This is a genomic window from Antrihabitans spumae (genome assembly GCF_043944905.1).
Lineage (GTDB): Bacteria > Actinomycetota > Actinomycetes > Mycobacteriales > Mycobacteriaceae > Antrihabitans > Antrihabitans spumae.
Genome location: NZ_JBIMSN010000016.1, coordinates 211,403 through 231,084 on the forward strand (window position 1 = coordinate 211,403; position 19,682 = coordinate 231,084).

The 19,682-nt window shown below is 63.7% G+C and carries 18 protein-coding genes; 11 read left to right on the forward strand and 7 right to left on the reverse strand.

Annotation, left to right across the window (positions count from 1 at the left end; translation table 11 throughout):
* The first annotated feature begins 212 nt into the window (after window positions 1-212).
* The 6 genes from tkt (at window position 213) to ACHIRB_RS04410 (ending at window position 7,462) form a co-directional block, all read left to right on the forward strand.
* Window positions 213-2,312: a transketolase gene (tkt, locus tag ACHIRB_RS04385; RefSeq protein WP_395123315.1), complete on the forward strand. Its 2,100-nt coding sequence runs from the start codon at window positions 213-215 to the stop codon at window positions 2,310-2,312.
* 4 nt (window positions 2,313-2,316) lie between these two features.
* Complete coding sequence (gene tal / locus ACHIRB_RS04390) at window positions 2,317-3,438, forward strand: transaldolase (RefSeq protein ID WP_395123314.1); 1,122 nt, start codon at window positions 2,317-2,319, stop codon at window positions 3,436-3,438.
* Between the two features lie 3 nt (window positions 3,439-3,441).
* Window positions 3,442-4,986, forward strand: coding sequence for a glucose-6-phosphate dehydrogenase (zwf, locus tag ACHIRB_RS04395; RefSeq protein ID WP_199701155.1), 1,545 nt, complete (start codon window positions 3,442-3,444; stop codon window positions 4,984-4,986).
* Window positions 4,983-5,891: a glucose-6-phosphate dehydrogenase assembly protein OpcA gene (opcA, locus tag ACHIRB_RS04400; RefSeq protein ID WP_395127613.1), complete on the forward strand. Its 909-nt coding sequence runs from the start codon at window positions 4,983-4,985 to the stop codon at window positions 5,889-5,891. Before zwf ends, opcA begins: the two co-directional genes overlap by 4 nt.
* On the forward strand, window positions 5,884-6,621 hold the full coding sequence (gene pgl / locus ACHIRB_RS04405) for a 6-phosphogluconolactonase (protein WP_395123312.1): 738 nt from the start codon (window positions 5,884-5,886) through the stop codon (window positions 6,619-6,621). Before opcA ends, pgl begins: the two co-directional genes overlap by 8 nt.
* A gap of 358 nt (window positions 6,622-6,979) precedes the next feature.
* Window positions 6,980-7,462: an SRPBCC domain-containing protein gene (locus tag ACHIRB_RS04410; RefSeq protein WP_395123311.1), complete on the forward strand. Its 483-nt coding sequence runs from the start codon at window positions 6,980-6,982 to the stop codon at window positions 7,460-7,462.
* 42 nt (window positions 7,463-7,504) lie between these two features.
* Here the strand turns inward: ACHIRB_RS04410 and ACHIRB_RS04415 are convergent, their stop codons facing one another.
* Window positions 7,505-9,124: a cutinase family protein gene (locus ACHIRB_RS04415; protein ID WP_395123310.1), complete on the reverse strand. Its 1,620-nt coding sequence runs from the start codon at window positions 9,122-9,124 to the stop codon at window positions 7,505-7,507.
* Between the two features lie 142 nt (window positions 9,125-9,266).
* The gene (locus tag ACHIRB_RS04420; protein ID WP_395116185.1) at window positions 9,267-9,977 is read right to left on the reverse strand and encodes a MerR family transcriptional regulator; all 711 of its coding nucleotides are present in this window, start codon (window positions 9,975-9,977) and stop codon (window positions 9,267-9,269) included.
* Window positions 9,978-10,028: 51 nt separating this feature from the next.
* Here ACHIRB_RS04420 and ACHIRB_RS04425 point away from each other — a divergent pair, with 51 nt between their 5' ends.
* Complete coding sequence (locus tag ACHIRB_RS04425) at window positions 10,029-11,270, forward strand: erythromycin esterase family protein (RefSeq protein WP_395123309.1); 1,242 nt, start codon at window positions 10,029-10,031, stop codon at window positions 11,268-11,270.
* Window positions 11,271-11,283: 13 nt separating this feature from the next.
* Here the strand turns inward: ACHIRB_RS04425 and ppc are convergent, their stop codons facing one another.
* Window positions 11,284-14,043, reverse strand: a complete 2,760-nt coding sequence (ppc, locus tag ACHIRB_RS04430; RefSeq protein WP_395115875.1) for a phosphoenolpyruvate carboxylase — start codon at window positions 14,041-14,043, stop codon at window positions 11,284-11,286.
* Window positions 14,044-14,113: 70 nt separating this feature from the next.
* Entirely contained in the window at window positions 14,114-14,347 is a 234-nt protein-coding gene (gene secG, locus ACHIRB_RS04435; protein WP_395115874.1) for a preprotein translocase subunit SecG, read from the reverse strand.
* 149 nt (window positions 14,348-14,496) lie between these two features.
* Here secG and ACHIRB_RS04440 point away from each other — a divergent pair, with 149 nt between their 5' ends.
* Genes ACHIRB_RS04440 through ACHIRB_RS04455 form a run of 4 tightly spaced genes read left to right on the forward strand, consistent with a single transcriptional unit; the run spans window position 14,497 to window position 16,581 of the window.
* Window positions 14,497-15,003, forward strand: a complete 507-nt coding sequence (locus tag ACHIRB_RS04440; protein WP_395115873.1) for an RNA polymerase sigma factor — start codon at window positions 14,497-14,499, stop codon at window positions 15,001-15,003.
* Window positions 15,000-15,584 (forward strand): hypothetical protein, encoded by a 585-nt coding sequence (locus tag ACHIRB_RS04445; protein ID WP_395123308.1) that lies wholly within the window; start codon window positions 15,000-15,002, stop codon window positions 15,582-15,584. The genes ACHIRB_RS04440 and ACHIRB_RS04445 overlap by 4 nt, the downstream gene beginning before the upstream one ends.
* Window positions 15,585-15,586: 2 nt before the next feature.
* Window positions 15,587-16,048, forward strand: coding sequence for a hypothetical protein (locus ACHIRB_RS04450; RefSeq protein ID WP_395123307.1), 462 nt, complete (start codon window positions 15,587-15,589; stop codon window positions 16,046-16,048).
* Entirely contained in the window at window positions 16,045-16,581 is a 537-nt protein-coding gene (locus ACHIRB_RS04455; RefSeq protein ID WP_395123306.1) for a carboxymuconolactone decarboxylase family protein, read from the forward strand. The genes ACHIRB_RS04450 and ACHIRB_RS04455 overlap by 4 nt, the downstream gene beginning before the upstream one ends.
* Window positions 16,582-16,651: 70 nt before the next feature.
* Here ACHIRB_RS04455 and tpiA read toward each other — a convergent pair whose 3' ends face one another.
* Genes tpiA through gap form a run of 3 tightly spaced genes read right to left on the reverse strand, consistent with a single transcriptional unit; the run spans window position 16,652 to window position 19,682 of the window.
* Window positions 16,652-17,437, reverse strand: a complete 786-nt coding sequence (gene tpiA / locus ACHIRB_RS04460) for a triose-phosphate isomerase (protein ID WP_395123305.1) — start codon at window positions 17,435-17,437, stop codon at window positions 16,652-16,654.
* Entirely contained in the window at window positions 17,434-18,651 is a 1,218-nt protein-coding gene (locus tag ACHIRB_RS04465; protein ID WP_395123304.1) for a phosphoglycerate kinase, read from the reverse strand. Before ACHIRB_RS04465 ends, tpiA begins: the two co-directional genes overlap by 4 nt.
* Window positions 18,652-18,662: 11 nt before the next feature.
* Window positions 18,663-19,682: a type I glyceraldehyde-3-phosphate dehydrogenase gene (gap, locus tag ACHIRB_RS04470; RefSeq protein ID WP_199701128.1), complete on the reverse strand. Its 1,020-nt coding sequence runs from the start codon at window positions 19,680-19,682 to the stop codon at window positions 18,663-18,665.

A 19,682-nucleotide genomic window follows, 5' to 3' on the forward strand; every position in this document is an offset into this window, starting at 1 on the left:
GCCGAACCCCCAACGTGACCGTTTCGTCGGGTGCTGCCGCAGGTCGGAGTCGACCGATCGAGCCGCACGGATTGCATAGATGAGCGGACGTTAGGGTCGGATCGAACTAAGGTTGTGTCAATCCGGCAGTCCCACACTTCGAGTACCAGTCACGTCGCTCACAACACCTTTCGCCACACCTTTCGCAATCGAATGTCAGGAGACTTCTGCTCGTGTCGATCACAGACGACATCCGTGTTCTCACCCAGCCGAATCACCCCTCGGACTGGACCGACTTGGATACCAGGGCCGTCGACACCGCGAGGGTTCTTGCCGCGGACGCCGTGCAGAAGGTCGGCAACGGTCATCCTGGTACCGCAATGAGCCTTGCGCCGTTGGCCTACACGCTCTTTCAGCGTGTGATGCGCCACGACCCGACCGACACACACTGGATCGGTCGCGACCGATTCGTGCTGTCGTGTGGTCACTCGAGCCTCACCCTCTACATCCAGCTCTACCTCGGCGGTTTCGGGCTCGAGCTGGCCGACATCGAAGCACTGCGGACCTGGAAGTCGAAGACACCGGGCCATCCCGAGTTCCGCCACACCCAGGGCGTCGAGATCACGACCGGTCCGCTGGGGCAGGGTCTGGCATCCGCGGTCGGCATGGCGATGGCGTCGCGCCGCGAGCGTGGCCTCTTCGATCCCGAACCCGCGTGGGGCGAGAGCCCGTTCGACCACTACATCTACGTGATCGCATCCGACGGCGACATCGAGGAGGGCATCACCTCGGAGGCGTCCTCGCTCGCCGGCGTACAGGAACTCGGCAACCTGATCCTGTTCTACGACGACAACAAGATTTCGATCGAGCACGACACCACCATCGCGCTCGGCGAAGACACCGCGAAGCGCTACGAGGCCTACGGCTGGCACGTCCAGGTCGTGGAGGGTGGCGAGAACGTGACCGCGATCGAAGAGGCGACGGAAGCCGCCAAAGCCGTTCTCGATAAACCGTCGATCATCATCGTCCGCACGATCATCGGTTTCCCAGCGCCGACCAAGCAGAACACCGGCGGTGTGCACGGCTCGGCGCTCGGCGCGGACGAGGTCGCTGCAACCAAGAAGATTCTCGGCTTCGATCCGGAGAAGAACTTCGAGGTGACCGACGAGGTCATCGAGCACACCCGCGGCTTGCAGGAACGCGGCCGCAAGGCGCACGAGGCCTGGGACGTCGACTTCGATGCGTGGGCGGCACGTGAGCCCGAGCGTAAGAAGCTCCTCGACCGGCTGACCAGCGACGACCTGCCACAGGGCTGGGCCGATGGTCTGCCGTCGTGGGAGGTCGGCGGCAAGGACGTCGCGACCCGCTCCGCATCGGGCGAGACGCTCAACGCACTCGGACCGGTACTGCCCGAACTGTGGGGCGGCTCGGCCGACCTCGCAGGCAGCAACAACACGACGATCAAGGGTGCCGACTCGTTCGGGCCGGTATCGATCGCGACGAAGGACTGGAACGCGACGCCGTACGGCCGCACCCTGCATTTCGGTATTCGCGAGCACGCCATGGGCGCGATCCTGAGCGGCATCGTGATGCACGGCCCGACCCGCGCATACGGTGGCACGTTCCTGCAGTTCAGCGACTACATGCGGCCGGCAGTCCGGCTCGCGTCGCTGATGGACATCGATCCGATCTACGTGTGGACCCACGACTCCATCGGGCTCGGCGAAGACGGTCCGACCCACCAGCCGATCGAGCACCTCGCGGCATTGCGTGCGATCCCGAACCTCAGTGTGGTTCGCCCCGGCGACGCCAACGAGACCGCGTTCGCCTGGAAAGCCGTGATCGCCAAGAGCAGTAGCTCGGGCCCGGTCGGTCTGATCCTCACCCGCCAGAACATTCCGATTCTCGAGGGCACGAGTGCCGAAGGTGTCGCCAAGGGCGGTTACGTCCTCGTCGATGCGTCGACGGCAGCTCCCGAGGTCATCATCGTCGCGACCGGTTCTGAACTGCAGCTTGCGGTTGCCGCGCGCGAGACGCTCGAAGCTCAGGGCATCGGCACCCGTGTCGTATCGATGCCATGCGTCGAGTGGTTCGAGAGCCAGGACCAGAACTACAAAGATCAAATTTTGCCCCCCACGGTGAAGGCTCGAGTTTCGGTCGAAGCGGGTATAGCAATGCCGTGGCACAAGATTGTCGGAGGCTACGGCGAGACCGTCTCGCTGGAGCACTTCGGCGAATCCGCCGACTACAAGGTTCTGTTCCGCGAGTACGGGTTCACCCCCGAAGCCGTCGTCGCGGCAGCACAGCGCTCGCTCACCTCCGTGAAGGGATAGCACAGTGACTCAGAATGCCAACCTCGAAAAGCTTTCCGCCGCAGGCGTTTCCGTCTGGCTCGACGACCTCTCGCGCACTCGCATCCAGTCCGGCAACCTTGTCGAACTGATCAACACGCGCAGCGTGGTCGGCGTGACGACCAACCCCAGCATCTTCCAGGCCGCGCTCAGCAAGGGCGAGGCCTACCAGGACCAGGTCAACGAGCTCGCTGCTCGTGGTGCAGACGTCGACGCGACGATTCGCACCATCACCACCGACGATGTGCGCGACGCGTGCGACATCTTCCTTCCGGTCTACGAATCGAGTGGCGGCGTCGACGGCCGGGTGTCGATCGAGGTCGATCCGTACCTCGCGTTCGAGACCGACCAGACGGCGGCCCAGGCCATCGAGTTGTGGAAGATCGTGGATCGGCCCAACCTGCTGATCAAGATCCCGGCAACGGAGGCAGGCCTGCCCGCCATCGCGAAGACGATCGGCGAGGGCATCAGTGTCAACGTCACGCTGATCTTCTCCGTCGAGCGGTACCGACTCGTCATGGACGCCTACCTCGAAGGCCTCGAAATTGCCAAGGAGGCGGGACGCGACCTGACCAAGATCCACTCGGTCGCATCGTTCTTCGTCTCGCGCGTCGACTCCGAAATCGATGCGCGCCTGGACAAGGACGGCTCCGACGAAGCACTTGCGCTTCGTGGCAAAGCCGGCGTTGCCAATGCCGTATTGGCGTACGACGCCTACCAGAACGTGTTCGAGACCGGTGACCGCTTCACCGAGCTCCAGGCAGTCGGAGCCAACCGGCAGCGCCCCCTGTGGGCATCGACGGGTGTCAAGAACCCGGACTACTCCGACGTCATGTACGTCACCGACCTCGTTGCCCCGAACACGGTCAACACCATGCCGGAGAAGACCCTCGAAGCCGTCGCCGACCACGCGAACATCACGGGCGACACGGTCAGCAACAAGGCAGGCAAGGCCCAGAAGGTGTTCGACCAGCTTTCTGCAGCAGGCATCGACCTTCCCGACGTGTTCCGCGTCCTCGAGACCGAGGGCGTCGACAAGTTCACGAAGTCGTGGAAGGAACTACTCGACGCCACCGAGGAACAGTTGCAAGCAGCGAACAAAAGCTGAGCTGTGACCGACTCGGCGAGCGGTGCCGACTGGGTGAATCCCCTTCGGGACGAACGAGACAAACGCGTTCCGCACATCGCAGGTCCGTGCAGCGTCGTCATTTTCGGCGTCACTGGCGATCTCGCGACCAAGAAGTTGATGCCGGCGATCTACGACCTCGGGAACCGGGGGCTGCTACCCCCCGGCTTCGCGTTGATCGGTTTCGCTCGCCGGGACTGGGAGCACGAGGACTTCGCAGCGATCGTGCTCGAGGCCGTGAAGAAGCACGCTCGCACACCGTTCCGGCAGGAGGTGTGGGACCGACTTTCCGAAGGAATTCGGTTCGTGCAGGGCACGTTCGAGGACGACGCCGGCTTCGAGAACCTGGCGACGACGCTCGCAACACTCGACGAAGAGCGCGGCACGGGTGGTAACCATGCGTTCTACCTCTCGATCCCGCCTGGCGCGTTTCCTGTTGTGCTCGAACAACTGTCGAAGTCAGGTCTGGCCAAGCCTGCCGACGGGCAGTGGCGCCGGGTCGTCATCGAGAAGCCGTTCGGTCACGACCTTGCCAGCGCGAAAGAACTCAACAAGGTCGTCAACCGAGTCTTCCCCGAGCACACCGTATTTCGCATCGATCACTACCTCGGCAAAGAGACGGTTCAGAACATCTTGGCGTTGCGTTTCGCCAACCAGTTGTTCGACCCGATCTGGAACGCGCACTACGTCGACCACGTCCAGATCACCATGGCCGAGGACATCGGTCTCGGCGGTCGCGGTGGCTACTACGACGGCATCGGTGCCGCTCGCGACGTGATTCAGAATCATCTGCTGCAATTGCTCGCGTTCACCGCGATGGAAGAGCCGATCAGCTTCAACCCGGCAGAGTTGCAGACCGAGAAGATCAAGGTCCTCTCGGCAACCAAAGTCGTCGAGCCACTCGACGAGACGACGGCGCGCGGCCAGTACGCGGCCGGTTGGCAGGGTAGCGAGCCCGTCGTCGGGTTGCTGCAAGAGGAGGGCTTCTCCAAGGAGTCGACGACGGAGACCTACGCGGCGATCACCCTCGAAGTTGATACCCGCCGCTGGGCAGGTGTGCCGTTTTATCTCCGCACCGGAAAGCGGTTGGGCCGCAGGGTCACCGAGATCGCCGTCGTGTTCAAACGCGCTCCGCATCTGCCGTTCGACCAGACGATGACAGAGGAACTCGGCCAGAACGCACTTGTCATCCGAGTCCAGCCGGACGAAGGTGTGACGCTGCGGTTCGGCTCCAAGGTCCCTGGTTCGGGCATGGAGGTCCGCGACGTCAACATGGACTTCAGCTACGGCGAAGCGTTCACCGAGTCCTCTCCCGAGGCGTACGAGCGGCTGATTCTCGACGTCCTGCTCGGCGTGCCGTCGCTGTTCCCCGTCAATGCCGAGGTCGAGTTGTCTTGGCGCATACTGGATCCCGTGCTGGAGCACTGGGCTGCGGGCGGTAGTCCCGAGCAGTACGAGTCGGGTGGCTGGGGTCCGGATTCGGCGACGGAGATGCTTGCCCGCACCGGAAGGGAGTGGAGGCGACCATGATTGTCGACATTGCCGATACCGATACGGGTGCGATCAACAAAAAGCTCATCCGATTGCGCGAGGACAGCGGATCCGTCACGCTCGGCCGCGTGCTGACACTCGTGGTCTGCACGTTGGACACCGCGGAGGCCGAAGAGGCGATCGAGGCCGCCAACGACGCGAGCAAGGAGCATCCCTGCCGCGTCATCGTCCTCGCCAGGGGCGATCGCGACGCCGACAACCGACTGGACGCGCAGATTCGGCTCGGCGGCGACGCAGGCGCGTCCGAGGTGCTGATCCTACGGATGCGCGGTGAGCTGTCGCAGCACGAAGCCAGCGTCGTCACGCCGTTCCTGCTCCCCGATACTCCTGTCGTGGCGTGGTGGCCTCGTGGTGCGCCAGTCGAACCGTCCCGAGATCCGGTGGGACAGTTGGCAACCCACCGCATTACGGACGCGACGTTCGCCGACGACCCGATGGCGACGATCAAGGCTCGGCGCGAGTCGTCCGTAGCCGGTGATGCCGATCTGGCCTGGGCGCGTATCACCTACTGGCGTGCGCTGCTCACAGCGGCGCTCGACGAAGCACCGTTCGTCGCTGTCGAATCGGTGACCGTGTCCGGACTGCGCGAAGAACCGGCGCTGGACGTTCTTGCAGGCTGGCTCGCAATTCGGTTGCAGTGCCCGGTGAATCGGCTTGTCGGCGACCTCGACGTCGAACTGCAACGCGGCGACACCGCGATCACCCTGTCGCGACCGCAGACCGGCCGCACCGCGACACTCGGCAGGACCGGGCAACCGGACAAGCGACTTGCGTTGCCGCGCAGGGAAACCTCCGAATGCCTCGCCGAAGAACTGCGCAGGCTGGACACCGACGAGATCTACCAATCGGCACTCGAAGGCTTGGAGTTGGTGACCTATGAGTGAGATCGTGGTCGAGCGGTATGCCGACACCGATGCTCTGGTTGCGGCCGCTGCACGCAGATTCATCGCTGCGGTGGAGCAAGCGCAGGCCGAACGAGGTTCGGCGTCGGTTGTGCTGACCGGCGGCGGCACCGGTATCGGACTGCTGAAGGCGCTGCGCGAGGACTCTGGATCTATCGATTGGCACCAGGTCGACATCTATTGGGGTGACGAGCGTTTCGTCCCTGCTGCCGATCCCGAGCGCAACGACCTGCAAGCTCGCGAGGCACTGCTCGACCACATCGGTATCGATCCGTCCCGCGTCCACCCGATGGCGGCGTCGGACGGCGACTTCGGAGACGACCCGGAGGCGGCCGCCAGAAACTACGTCGACGTCCTCGCGGCGAATTCGACGGACGGCCAGCTCCCGGCGTTCGACATCCACCTGCTAGGCATGGGCGGTGAAGGGCATATCAATTCACTGTTTCCCGACACCGACGCGGTTCGCGAGACGGCGAAGCTCGTCGTCGCCGTGACGGACTCCCCCAAGCCACCACCGACCCGAATCACGTTGACGCTGCCCGCAGTTCGTCGATCGAAGCAGGTGTGGTTGATCGTGTCCGGCGCAGCGAAAGCCGACGCGGTAGCAGCAGCGATCGGCGGCGCGGATCCCGTCGATATTCCGTCGGCGGGCGCGACAGGTGTCGAGAAAACGGTCTGGCTGCTCGACGAAGCCGCAGCCTCAGCACTGTAAAGCTCACCAAGGTCGGCACCTACAGCGCATCGTCGTCTTCCTTGGGCCGCACACGCGGCAGTGACCTGTCGTTTTCGACGCCGTCGACGCTGGCACACACACTTCGGATCGCTGGACGGTTCCGCGAACGTGCTTTCATGCCGCGCCGCCACGAGGTACCGCATCCCGACGGACTGTTTCCCGAATGAATGTCCACTGTCGCCAACCTTCTCACTGCAGCTGCTGGGAAGCTCAGGGCTGCTTACCCGTTCGAATGGTTGGACGTTGCGTCTGCGCGATCGGTTCCATGTGGACCGCGCTCGATGTTGAATGGACGCACGGCAGAGTTGCCCATTCCAAGTGACGGAGGTAGTCCGACGTGGTCACCACATCGACAATCGGCGAGGTCCGGCCCGAGCACGATCGCGAAGCAGGCAGCGATCTGGTGTTGCTGCATTTCGTCCGCGGGTTCGCGCTACCGATCGTCGAACTGTGGGCCTACCTGACCGAGCCCGATCGACTCGAGGCTTGGTTCGGCACCATGACAGGCGATCCGTTCTCCGGCGATGTTCGGATCACCGCGAACGACGACTGTCGGACCGAGACGGTGGACGTCCACGTCGATGCCTGCACGTCACCGCATCAGCTGAACGTCACCTTCGACGGTGCGATCCTCGAACTGCACCTGCATCAGGTCGGCGTCGTCACGACGTTGGAAGTTGTCCGCAGGCATCTGCATCCCAACGAGGTCGCCGAGATCGGACCGCGTTGGCAGTACTACCTCGACAGACTCGAAACGACGATCGCGCGTGTGCCGCTGCCCTCCTGGAACGACTATCGCGAGCTGGCTTCGGAGTATTGATCCGAGGCCGGCCCGCGACAGGCGTGCTTGAAAAGGTCCAGCTCAGCTGACCGGAGTCGGCGTCGCCGTCGTTGTGGTCGGCGTCGCTGTCGGAGCCTCGGTTGTAGTGGTCGGCTCCGTCGTGGCCGGCTCGGTGGTGGTAGCCGGCGCGGTGGTGGACTCCGTGGTCGTCGGTGCCTCGGTTGTGGTCGGGGCAGTTGTCGACGGGGTTGTGGTTCCCGGCGTTGTGGTGGCCGGCGTCGTTGTTGTCGTTGTGGTCGAAGTGGTTGTCTCGGCCTCCGGCGACAGTGCGGCGGCGAGCGATGCTTGCGACGGCTTGACGGACTTGTCGACCGGCTCCCCGTTCTGTGCCTGCTTCGCAAGTTCGGTCAACCATGCCGCGGCGTATTCTGCCGAGGTCAGCGGCTTTCCGGTCTCCGGGTTGGCGTCACGCCAGTAGTCGAAGTGATGACCGGAGTGGTTCGGGCCGAGTGTGGTGTTGTACGGATCGCTCATGACGACAGGAATCGTGTTCTGATTCGTCACGACGAGCCCGATGATCTCCTTGAAGATCTTCTGCGGCAGGTAGGCCAGCGGCGACATCGCGTCGGCCGAGATCGAGCTTGCGTCGGTCGCTGGCGGCGGCGTCGCACCCGGCTTGTAGGCCGGATCGGACACCTTCAGCAGCACGTCGAGGAATGTTTCGTCGCTTTGCATCCAGTTCGGGTTGTTAGCGATGTCGGCGAACGCAGCGAACGCGATCTTGCCCATCGTGACAGCGACGTCCTGACCGGTTGCCGGAGTGAGTCCGTCACGTTCGAGGGCGTCGACGTTGATCTGCCTGCCGACGTTCACAGCAAGCTGCAGCAGCGAGATGTTCTCCGGCGCTGCACACGTGAGGTCGCCGTCCGAGCAGAAAGATGCGATCTTGCCGTTCAAGGCGCCGAAATCACCGCTGGTGCCTGGCAGCGCGCCCTTGCCCGAGGTCGGGTTCTTGCCGTTCTGGTATTTCTGATCGAAGCCGTCCGGATTGGCGAACGGGTCTTCCGCACCGATGAACGGTCCGTCGCCAGCGCTGCGGCCGGCGTCGGCGAAGATGACAACGCCGACAACGTTGTCCGGATCGACAACGCCGTAGTTGCCGTTCGCATCGGCCTCGTCGTGGCCGACCTTCGTCGCAACGCGACGGACTACGTCCGCGCCTTCGCTGTAGCCGACGATGGAGAATTTGGTGTCCGGGCACGCGACTGCGATCTCGCGCATGACCGATTCGGTATTGGCGACGCCGGCGTTGACGGCGTCTTCGTAGCTCGCCATGTTCGCGGGGTACGCGATGTAGACGGCGGCGTATGAGTCGGGGTCGACCGCGTTGTCGGGTGCATTCACAACCGGATCGACCCAGTTGCTGCTGTAGTCCCCGGACATCGCCGCTGGCAGCGGGTTGCCGTTCGCGTCGAGCAGCATCTTCGTTTCGCCCTCGCGAGGCGTGTCACCGCGGCCTGCGACGGAGATGGTGACCATGTCGTGGCACTCGGTGACCGACGAGGTCATCTCGGTGTCGATGGTCGTAGGTCCTGGTGATGCCGCCCAGGTGACGGCCACAATCGCCGCGACGCCGAGAATGGCAGGTGCTGCCGCAGTCGAGGCGATACGGTGCCGCCCGACAAATTCACGAATTCCCATGTGTATCTCCCGATCTCGTATTCGATCCAACAGCGATCGAATCTCGAATCCCTATGCGTGAATCGCGCGAAACAACCCCCGGGCCGCGCTTGATGTCACACGTCTCGTCGTCGCACGGAGCACATGCGTTACAGATAGCTGGTCAGGCGTACAACTTGTCGAGGTAGGTCTGCAGCGCTGCGGCGCCGAGCAGCATCGACCGACCACGCGTGTTCACCCGTTCTCGCCACTCCCCGATCAGCTGCGCCAACGCCTCGATGCTGCCTGCCGAGCGCACCTGAGCGACGATCGGCGCAATCTGATTCAGCAGGTACCCGCCGCGGCGGAGTTGATGCACAAGATGCGCGTCACGGATGTCCGCGGGCCCGTACGCACGGTATCCGGTCGCCGGATCCCGAGCGGGCGCCAAACCGGCGTCCTCCCAGCTCCGCAGCGTCGTCGGTTCGACGCCGATGCGCCGCGCAACCTCCCGGACCGAAAGAAACTGTCGCGCAATGTCCTCGGTGGGAACAGCCTGTGCAACCGCCCGCTCGACGGAATCCAAGGTCAGCCGATCGGTGCGCAATTCGGAATGGCTGTCGTCGATGAGTGCGAGCGCCTCGTCGACGGCTCCTCGATTGACCGCTGCAAGCACGGCGGTCGCGACACCATGACCGTGGCCTGGGACGAGGGCGAGGAACGTGCGCAACGCGGCCGCATGGACGAGGGTGTAGACGCGATATCCCGACGCCGATCTGTCTGCTGCAGGCAGTATTCCGGCGGCTTCGTAGTTGCGAACGGCTTGGGTCGAGAGCCCGTGTTCGCGGGCGAGATCGACGGGTCGGTACTTTGAGGGTTTTGGTGCACTAGTCATTGTATTTCGTCCAAACTATCAACCGTTGGGGTAATGATAGCGTCGAAGCACATGACACTCGGTACAGCACAGCACGGCACACCGTTCTCATCGGACGGCGGTCCCGATCTAGCAGCCGCTCTCACAGAATTGTTGCGACACCTGCCGGTTGCTCCACGTCTCCTCGGTTTCGGCGAGCCGCTGCACGGCGAGCAACGGTTCCTGCGACTGCGCAACCAGATGTTCCACCACCTCGTCGAACACGCGGGCTATCGCTCTATCGCGATCGAAAGCAGTTGCCTCGGTGGGCTTCTCGTAGACGCCCTGGTCGATGGTGGCGACGGGTCGGTCGACGAGGTCATGACCACCGGATTCAGCCATACCTTCGGCGAGTACGCGGCCAACCGCGACCTCGTGGAATGGCTGGTCACCTACAACCGCGGACGGTCACCACAGGATCGGGTCCGGTTCTACGGTTTCGATGCACCGATGGAGACGATGGGAGCCGAAAGTCCGCGACGCAGCCTGTACGCGCTGGATACGTACCTGTCGACAACCCTCGATCCAGACGACCTGCCCTGCACAATCGCCGAACTCGACGCACTGCTCGGTGACGACGCCCGCTGGAGCAATCCGGCAGGAGCGATGGATCCGACGCAATCGATCGGCGCGAGCGCGGACGCGATCCGGCTGCGACGCCTGACCGACGACCTGGTGCTGCTGCTGCGGATGGAGGCGCCTCGACTGCACGCGGCGAACTCTCCAGATCAGCGCTGGCTAGCCGAACTCCATGCCCGCACCGCTGTCGGCCTGCTCGACTATCACGCGGTGATGGCTACCGACAACGCTCGCCGAATACCGCGATTGCTCGGCGTCCGCGATCTCATGATGGCCGACAACCTGTGCGCGATCGTCGAGCGCGAAGCCGACCGTGGACCGACCTTCGCCTTCGCTCACAACGGCCACCTGCAGAAAGGTGAGTCGCAGTGGACCATGGGCGAACACCAGCTGCACTGGTGGTGTGCGGGCGGTCACCTCGACGGCCGACTCGGCGACGCCTACCGCGTGATCGGTTCGGCGATCGGCACGGCTCACCACCACACCATCGCCGAACCCGAACCGGCCTCGCTCGAAGGCGAGCTGTACGCGGCGACGACGGGGAATGTGCTCATAGCCACCGATGCCCTACCGAACGGGCCACGCGAGCGCCGCACATCGGCCAACTACGCCTATATCCCGCTGGAAACGACAAGCCTTACCGAACTCGATGCCATCGTTTTCGTGCGCGACATCGAGCCGGTGCAGGCGGATTAACCGCTGTTGCCCTCTAACCGCTATTGCGCAGTGCCGTTGCCAAACCGTTCATGGTGAGCAGGATGCCGCGCTTCACGAGTTCACGGTCGTCTCCGGCACGGAACTGCCGCAGCAGTTCGACCTGCAGATGATTCAGCGGTTCCAGATACGGGAACCGGTTGAACACCGAGCTCGCCACGGCCGGGTTGTCGGCGAGCAGGTCGTCGGCGCCGGTGATCGCCTTGTACATGCGGATGGTCTTGGCATGCTCGTCGCTGATCATGCCGAAGACCTTCTCGCGCAGTTCGACGTCCGGAACCAGTTCGGCATAGCGGGCGGCCAGACCGAGGTCGGACTTCGCGATCACCATCGCCATGTTGGACAGCACGGTTCGGAAGAACGGCCAGCGTTCGTTCAGGTCGGTGAGCTGAGCCAGCTTGTCGGCGTCGCCGTCGACCCATTCCTCGAACGCCGTTCCGACGCCGTACCAACCGGGCAGCATCACGCGCGACTGACTCCAGGACATCACCCACGGAATCGCACGAAGGTCGTACACCGAACTTGTCGGCTTTCGCGATGCCGGGCGGCTACCGATGTTCAGCTCACCGATTTCCGCAACGGGTGTGGACATCCGGAAGTATTCGACGAAACCCGGTGTCTTGTGGACGAGTTCGCCGTAAGCGCGTCGGGCCCGTTCCGCAAGGTCGTCCAGAATCGCGTACGCGGGTTCGGCGGCAGCGCCGAGGCCCTCGACATCGAGCAGCGTCGACTCCAACGTCGCGGCAAGCAACGACTCCAGATTTCGTCGTGCGATCCTCGGCTCGGCGTACTTCGCGGCGATGACCTCGCCTTGCTCGGTGATCCGAAGCGAACCCGTCACCGCTCCGACCGGTTGCGCGAGAATAGCCTCGTAGCTCGGGCCGCCGCCACGCCCGACCGCGCCACCGCGACCGTGGAAGAGCCGCAACCGAATTCCGCTCTTGCGTGCCGCATCGACCAGGTCCAACTCGGCGCGATAGAGCGCCCAGTTCGCGGCGAGATAGCCGCCGTCCTTGTTCGAATCGGAATACCCGAGCATCACTTCCTGGTTGTCACCGCGCGAGCTGACAAGCGCACGGTAGACCGGAACATCCAGCGCAGCCAGCAACGTTGCCGCACCCTGCTGCAGGTCCTCGATCGTCTCGAAGAGCGGCACCACACCGACCGACGAGGTCGGCGTGCCCGACCCTGGATCGAGGATGCCCGCTTCCTTCAGAAGTACCGCTGCTTCGAGCAGGTCGCTCACGGACGTGCACATGCTGATGATGTAGTTCGGCACCGAGCGGGGCCCGAGCGTACGCACGGCATGTGCGGCCGCGCGGGTGATCGCGAGCTCTTTGGTCGTCAGTTCGCTGAATTCCGCATCTGGACTCGACAGCGGTCGCCGTGTAGCCAACTCCTGTGCAAGCAACTCGACTCGCTCGTCTTCGGGCAGGCTGCGATAGTCGGGGTGCACACCCGCCCAGGCGAACAACTCCGCGACGACCTCTTCGTGTATTTCGGAGTTCTGCCGCAGATCCAGACTCGACAGATGGAAACCGAACGTCTCGATGGACCACCGCAGCGCAGCGAGCCTGTCGTCGGCGAGGATGGCGTCGCCGTGCCCGCGCAGCGAGGTGTCGATCGCGTCGAGGTCGTTCAAAGCCTGCTGCGGCGTCTCGTACGGTTCCAAACCGAGCGAGACCGCATCCGCGGGAAGCTTGTCGAGGATCTGCTCCGCGGTCGCCGTCAGTCGGCCGCGAACACACCGCACAGCTTGGCGGTAGGGCTCGTCGTCGCGGTTGGACCCGCTGTCCCCCGATGCTTCCGCCAACTCCTGCACTGCGTAGCTGATCGTGACGAGGCGAGCCGACATCGACAATTCCTGCTCGAGTTTCGACAACTCGGCCAAGTGATGCTCGATCGCGACGAACGCCGCGCGATGCGTCGCGTTGTGCACTACCTCGGCGGTGACGAACGGGTTCCCGTCACGGTCGCCACCGATCCACGACCCGGGCCGCAAGATCGGTTGTTCGAGGAGGTCCACGTCCGGCCACCGACGCCGGAGCTCGTCTCGGACCTGGGCGTTGATCCGCGGAATCACCTCGAGCAACGACAGGTGGAAGTAACGCAGCCCGACCTCGATCTCGTCCTGAATCCGCAAGCGTGACAGCCGAATCAGCGCGGTCTGCCATAGTGTGATGATCTGGCGGCGCAGTTGCCGATCGACCTCGGCGGTCTCGTCGTCGTCGAGTTCGGTGCGCTCCCGAAATCGCATCAGTTCGGTGATGCGGGATTGCACCTCGAAGATCGTGCGGCGCCTGGTTTCGGTCGGATGCGCGGTGATGACGGGCGCGACGAGGGCATCGGTTAGCAGGTCGGCGACCCTGGACGAATCGAGTTGGGCCGCATCGAGTTTCGCGTACGTTGCCGCGAGCGAGCTGTCCTGCGGTGGCTCACCGGCGCGGATGTGAATCGATCGACGTCGATCGCGATGAATGTCTTCGGCGAGATTGGCGAGCAACGAGAAGTGACTGAAAGCGCGGATGACGGGAATCGCCTTGCCGATCTCGATGCCGTCGAACAGAGTCGCTAGTTCGGCACGGTCGATCTCCGAGCGTCTGACCCGAAACGATTCGACGCGCGCCTTTTCGACAAGCGCAAAGACGTCTTCGCCTTCTTGATCGTGAACTATCTGGCCGAGGATTCCGCCGAGGAGTCGGATGTCTTCACGAAGCGGTTCGGTTGCCGCACGGCCTGGATCGGTCGATGTCATGGCAACAGTAAATACTGTCGCGGTTACGCGGTTATGACGTCACCCGAAATGCTGTCGGCCGAACTTCGATCTAGCTGTATTTGATTTCGAGGCCGATGCCGAGGATGGCAATCAGCCATACGACACCAGTGAAAACAGTGAGGCGATCGAGGTTCTTCTCGACAACCGTCGACCCGGACAGGCTGGACTGGACGCCACCACCGAAAAGACTGGAGAGGCCGCCACCTTTGGCACGGTGCAGTAGCACCAGCAGCAACAGCAGCAGGCTTGTGGCCACCAGCAAGATATCCAGGAACAGATCCATGTTCGCCCTCAAAGTCGACTACGCGCGCAATTCGGGATCAACAATACAGGGCCGCTCGAGGCCGTTCGCGCACCCTGACCCGGTCGGCGGTCCCTGTTCGTCGATGTGGAACGTTACGGACGACCTCTTCCGCGCGAAGGAAAGACGACGTGGCTACCGAGTTCGCCGAGATGTACCGCGAACACGTAGCGCCGACCTGGCGCTACGTGCGGGCGCGGCTGCCATCGGATGCCGATGCGGAGGATGTGACCAGCGAGGTGTTCACCCAGGCGATGCGCTCGTGGGATACCTACGACGCCCAACTCGGTCGGGTCGGCGGCTGGTTGATCGGCATCGCCCGGCATGTTCTTGCCGACTGGTGGCGCAAGCGCGGCAGAGAAGTACCGGTCGAGGTCGTCGCTTCCGACGGCGCGGGCTCGGACGGTGTCGACGCGCAGGACGGTCCCGAAAGTTGGGCACTGCGCCTCGATGGCGTCGATGATCTACGACGCCACCTCGGCGTGTTGACCATCCGGGAGCGAGAAGCAGTTGCCTTGCGCTTCGGCAGCGACCTGTCGTCCGAGCAGATCGGGGCAGCCATGGGAATCTCGGCCACCGCGGCACGAATGCTCGTCTATCGCGCCGTCGGCAAGTTGCGGGAGGTGATGAAGGCATGACAAGCGAAGAAGACTTCGATCCCGAAGAATTGGCAGCAGCGCAGCGCCTCGACGACGACATCACCCGCACACTCGCCGGCACACCTGCGCGGGCGACCGACCCCACTGTGCTGTGGTTGGCGACGTCCCTACAGACCCGTCCTCCACGATCGCTGTACAAGCGGATCGCCGCGCAGAAGACTGCACGTGAGCAGCGAGAGTGGCGGATCGTGCAATTCGTAGCCGCGGCTCTCGCGCTGCTGATCGCGTCACACGGGATCAGCATTTTCACCAGTGGTGAGTGGATCGCGCGCAATATCGGCGAGCCCTACGCACCACATGCCGCGTTCGAAAGTGCTTTCGCATATCTCGCCGTTGCCGGCACGATCGCGGCCGGTGCGATCAGGAAGAGCTGGACACCCGTCGCCGTCGTGGCGGGCCTACCCCTCGGGCTTGTGCTCGCGGTCCATGGCGCCTCAGAGGTGACCCACTTCGCCTACGGTGCCGCTCTACACCTGTCGGAGGGTGTGTTCGCTGTGGCGCTTGTCATAGTCTGGTGGCGATTCGGGCGTTACAGGACAGGGAGCAAACGCCAAGAGTAGGTGTGAGCAAGCCTGATCGACCGGCGGTCCTGTGGACCCGTGTACTCCTGGCCGCATTGGCGGTGCCGCAACTCTTCACCGGCCTGTGGGCCGTGACGGCCACCGAGAGTTGGTATCGCTCGTTTCCAGGATTCGGACCGATGCTCGTCGCCGCGGAACCGCCGTACAACGCCCATCTGGCGAGTGACGCCGGGTCGGGGTTCGTCGCGACGGGGGTGTTTCTGCTGGCTGCGGCGTGGTGGGGTGATCGCCGGGTGGTGCTGATCGCAGGGGTTTCGCTGCTGCCGTTCGCTCTGCCTCACGTCATCTATCACTCAACCCATCCGTCGCCGGGGCTCAGTGACGCCGAAAACGTCGTCAACTCACTTGTTCTCACGATCGCTGCACTGCTGCCTCTGGCTGTAATCGTCGCAACCGCACGCGAAGGTAAATCCACCACAACGAAGGAGAACACACGCCGATGAGAGCGCTTCGAAGGATCTGGCACTTCACGAAGGTCATGGCCAGCGCGAAACGTAATCGCACCGATCTTTGGGGCTGGCTCATCAGGCGACCGATGCTGCTGCTGGCCACGGTGTTCTACGAGTTCGCTCTGATCTTCAGCAATCGTTTGGACCCGAAGTACAAGGAACTCGCCGAGCTGAAAGCAGCGGGGTTGATCAACTGCGAGTATTGCCTCGACATCGGGTCGGCGCTCGCGCATCACGGCGGGCTCACGGAACAGCAGATCCGGGACCTGCCGAAGTACAAAACCAGCGACGCGTACACCGATCTCGAAAAGCTCGTGATCGGATTCGCCGAGGCCATGACTGTCACACCCGCGGTGGACCTCGAGGAATTACGTACTGCCTTGTCCGAGCACTTCACGCGAGGACAGGTTGCCGAGTTGGCCGGGGCCGTTGCCTGGGAAAACCAACGGGCGCGAATAAATCAAGCGCTGGGAGTGCGTCCGACCGGCATCGCAGACGGAATGGTCTGCGCGATTCCCGAGAGATAGGCCGCAAGCGGCTCGTGAGTCTTTTCGGTGGGCGGGCCCACCGAAAAGACTCACGAGCGGCGTAGCCGCATCAGGGCAGCGGGCCACCAGCGGCGATTGCACACAGGGTCGCGAACTCTTCACCCTTGAGTGACGCACCGCCGACGAGTGCACCGTCGACATCGGGTTCGGCAACGATCTCGCCGACGTTCTTGGAACTGACCGAACCGCCGTAGAGCACCCGAACACCGGCAGCGACCTCGTCGGATGCCAGCTTCGCCAGCTCGACGCGAATCGCACCGCACACTTCCTGCGCGTCGGACGGTGTCGCGACGCGACCGGTGCCGATAGCCCACACCGGCTCGTAGGCAACGACGACCTTCGCGATGTCGGCCGCCGACAAACCTTGCAGCGAACCGCGCAACTGCTCGAGGTTGTACTCGACCTGATTGCCTGCCTCGCGAATGTCGAGACCTTCACCGATGCAGACGATCGGCGTCAGACCGTGCTTCAGCGCAGCCTTCGCCTTCGCCAGCACGGTCGCGTCGTCCTCGCCGTGCAGCGTGCGACGCTCGGAGTGCCCGACGACCGCGTAGGTCGCGCCGAGCTTCGCCAGCATCGAACCGCTGATCTCGCCGGTGTACGCACCCGAATCGTGTTGCGACACATCCTGTGCGCCGTAGGTGAGCAGGAGCTTGTCCCCCTCGACCACGGTCTGGACGCTGCGGAGATCGGTGAACGGCGGGATGACCGTCACGTCCACCTTGTCGAAGTACTTCGCAGGCAAAGCGAAGGCGATCTTCTGCACCAGGCCGATGGCCTCGAGGTGGTTCAGATTCATCTTCCAGTTGCCCGCGATCAGCGGCTTGCGGCTCATGCTGTGCCCTCTAATGCCGTGATTCCTGGCAGCTCTTTGCCTTCCAGGTATTCCAGCGACGCACCGCCGCCGGTCGAGATGTGCGAGAAACCGTCGTCGGGCAGCCCGAGCGAGCGGACAGCAGCAGCCGAATCGCCGCCACCGACAACGCTGAAGGCTCCCTTGGCGGTCGCTCCGGCGATTGCCTCGGCCACTCCCCTGGTTCCGTCGGCGAACTTCTCGAATTCGAACACACCCATCGGGCCGTTCCAGAAGATCGTCTTGGCCGCACCGAGCACCGCGCTGAAACGCTTGGTGGACTCGGGTCCGATGTCCAGACCCATCCAGCCGTCCGGAATCTGATGCGACGCAACAACCTTCGCTTCGGCATCAGCGGAGAAGCTGTCGGCTACGACGACGTCCTTCGGCAGATGAATGACATCGGCGAACCGGTCGAGGAGGTCCTTGCAGGTGTCGATCATCTCGTCCTGCTTCAGCGAGTTGCCGACCGAATAGCCTTGCGCCGCAAAGAAGGTAAAGCACATGCCGCCGCCGATCACCAGGGTGTCGACCTGCGGTGCCAGCGCTTCGATGACCGCGAGCTTGTCGGAAACCTTCGAACCACCGAGCACGACCGCGTACGGCCGTGCGGGCTCCTCGGTCAGCTTGGCAAGCACGTCGACCTCGGTGGCGACTAGGTTGCCCGCATAGGACGGCAGCAGCTTCGCGACGTCGTAGACCGAAGCCTGCTTGCGGTGTACGACACCGAAACCGTCCGAGACGAAAGCACCGTCGTCACCGACCAACTCGACGAGGGCCTTGGCGAGCTTGGTGCGCTCGGCCTCGTCCTTGCTCGTCTCGCGGGCGTCGAAGCGGATGTTCTCGAGCAGCAGCACGTCGCCGTCGGTCAGTCCTTCCGAGCGGGCGAGGGCGTCTCCGCCGACGACGTCACCTGCGAGTTGCACGTTGCGACCGAGTTCTTCGCTCAGCCGCGCAGCAACCGGAGCCAACGAAAAGGCTGGGTCCGGTGCACCTTTCGGACGTCCGAGGTGCGCGGTGACAACAACTTTGGCACCGGCCTCGACCAGCGCCTTGATCGTCGGCACCGACGCGATGATGCGGCCGGGGTCGGTAATGGTGCCGTTGTCGAGCGGAACGTTGAGGTCGGAGCGCACGAGCACGCCGCGACCTTCGACCCCTTCGTCGAGCAGATTCTGCAGAGTCTTCACAGCCACGTGCGCGCGCCTCAGAGAGACTTGGCGACGAGGCCGATGAGGTCGGCAAGACGGTTCGAGTAACCCCACTCGTTGTCGTACCAGGACACGATCTTGACCTGGTCGTCGATCGCCTTGGTCAACGGCGCGTCGAAGATCGACGAGTGCGGATCGGTCACGATGTCGCTGGACACGATCGGGTCGGTGTTGTACTTCAGGATGCCCTTCAGCGGGCCTTCGGCTGCAGCCTTCATCACTGCGTTGACCTCGTCGGCGGTGGCCGACTTGCGCAGGTTCGCGGTGAGGTCGGTGACCGAACCCGTTGGGATCGGCACCCGGAGCGCGTAGCCGTCGAGCTTGCCGAGCAGCTGCGGGAGCACGAGGCCGATGGCCTTGGCTGCACCGGTGCCGGTCGGGACGATGTTCAGTGCAGCCGCGCGAGCGCGACGCAGGTCTGCGTGCGGTGCGTCCTGCAGGTTCTGATCCTGGGTGTAGGCGTGGATCGTCGTCATCAAACCCTTGACGATGCCGAACTCGTCGTCGAGGACCTTGGCGATCGGGCCGAGGCAGTTGGTGGTGCACGAGGCGTTGGAGATGATGTTCTGGCTGCCGTCGTACTTGTCGTCGTTGACGCCCATCACGATGGTGATGTCTTCGCCCTTGGCCGGTGCGGAGATGATGACCTTCTTCGCGCCTGCGTCCAAGTGGCCCTTGGCCTTTGCCGCGTCGGTGAAGATACCGGTCGACTCGACGACGATGTCGACGCCGAGGTCGCCCCACGGCAGTTCGGCGAGGGGTCCGCGGTGCGCGAGTGCAGTGATGCGCTGATCGCCGACGACGATCGTGTCTTCACCATCGAGCGAGACGTCGTACGGCAGGCGACCGAGGATCGAGTCGTACTTGAGGAGATGCGCGAGTGTCGCATTGTCGGTCAGATCGTTGACCGCGACAATTTCGATGTCAGTCGTGCCGAGCGCCTTCTGTGCGTCGACCGCACGGAAGAAGTTCCGTCCGATACGACCGAAGCCGTTCACGCCTACACGTACCGTCAC